This window comes from Duncaniella muris, from assembly GCF_003024805.1.
Lineage (GTDB): Bacteria > Bacteroidota > Bacteroidia > Bacteroidales > Muribaculaceae > Duncaniella > Duncaniella muris.
On the sequence record NZ_PUEC01000077.1, the window covers coordinates 1 to 1,162 of the forward strand.

Consider the following 1,162-nt stretch of genomic DNA (forward strand, 5'->3'; position numbering starts at 1 on the left):
AGGGCAACCGCATCAAAATTTTGCTTTAAGTAGCATATCGGTCAGATAGTCGTTGGAAAGGCTCGCTTTGAAGCGTCTTTTCTTCAGACTACTTTTGTCGACATGCTCTTTAATAATCTGCATTGCCAACTTCCTGATTGTCGATAGGTTTAGTGCCGCATACCCTTTCCTTGCACGGCAGGCATCTTCGAGGAATGTCACATCAAGATTCCAATGCAATTGGTTCTCGATTGACCAGTGACCACGGGCCAACATATTGAAGTATGCAGCCTTGGGATAATCTTCGTCACTGATGTACCGTCTGACGGCGGTTGCCGTGCGGTTGCCATAGTCAACCGTTGAAGTGACCTCTATCAATGTTTTCAGGCCGGGCCAGCGAGCCAGGACATCCTTGTCCTCGATAGTGTCCGCATTCAATATGCGGCAATCGCGTGTCTCGATACGTCCGTGGTCGGCATCCATCTGCGAAGCTGAGTCAACTGGCTTATTGTAGCGGAATGCATCGATAATCTGTTCGTTCATAGCTCCCTGATTCTCTTTGACTGCGAGAAAGTAATGGGCATTTTTATCAAGGATGTCTTGAGCGATTTTTACTTGTGTGCCAATAGCATCTATAGAGATTACAGCTCCTTCGATATCCAGTTTTTCAATAAGCTGCGGTATGGCGACTATTTCATTTTCCTTGTCTTTGAGACGTTGCTGTCCTACTACTATATGATTCTCGCTGACATAGGCGTTCATGATGTAATCGCCTTTCGTTCCATGCTGTTTAGGCGATGTACCCCTGAGCTTTTTGCCGTCTATGACAACCTGTTTTTCAGAAAGCGTGTCAAGGAACTTCCGGCCATGCTCAACCAGACATCTCTCAATCTCATCGGGATCCACAGCACTCATCAGCCGCTCGAAAGTGTCAGGCGACGGGCTGCGGTCAGAACGCTCGGCAAGCAGACCGAAATCACGCGCCCGATAATAAGCGAACTCGCTCATGTCCACATAATCCTCGCCTCCGCAGATATAGGTCAGCAAGGCGATTGTCAGAAGGTCGGAAAGCGCGTATGTGCAACGACCTGTAACCCGATGATCGGGTACTGTCATAAAGATTTCGTTTAGCATGATTTTAGTATCTATATTGTTGATTGTCAGCTACAAAGATACTAAAAAA

At 47.0% G+C, this 1,162-nt stretch carries 1 protein-coding gene; it reads right to left on the reverse strand.

Annotation, left to right across the window (positions count from 1 at the left end; all coding sequences use genetic code 11):
• Positions 1 to 12: 12 nt before the first annotated feature.
• Positions 13 to 1,095 (reverse strand): ISAs1 family transposase, encoded by a 1,083-nt coding sequence (locus tag C5O23_RS14110; protein ID WP_240597882.1) that lies wholly within the window; start codon positions 1,093 to 1,095, stop codon positions 13 to 15.
• Between the last annotated feature and the right edge of the window lie 67 nt (positions 1,096 to 1,162).

Coding starts and splice junctions, on each gene's coding strand:
- C5O23_RS14110 (WP_240597882.1), bottom strand. CDS start 1,095: ATGACAGTACCCGATCATCGGGTTACAGGTCGTTGCACATACGCGCTT.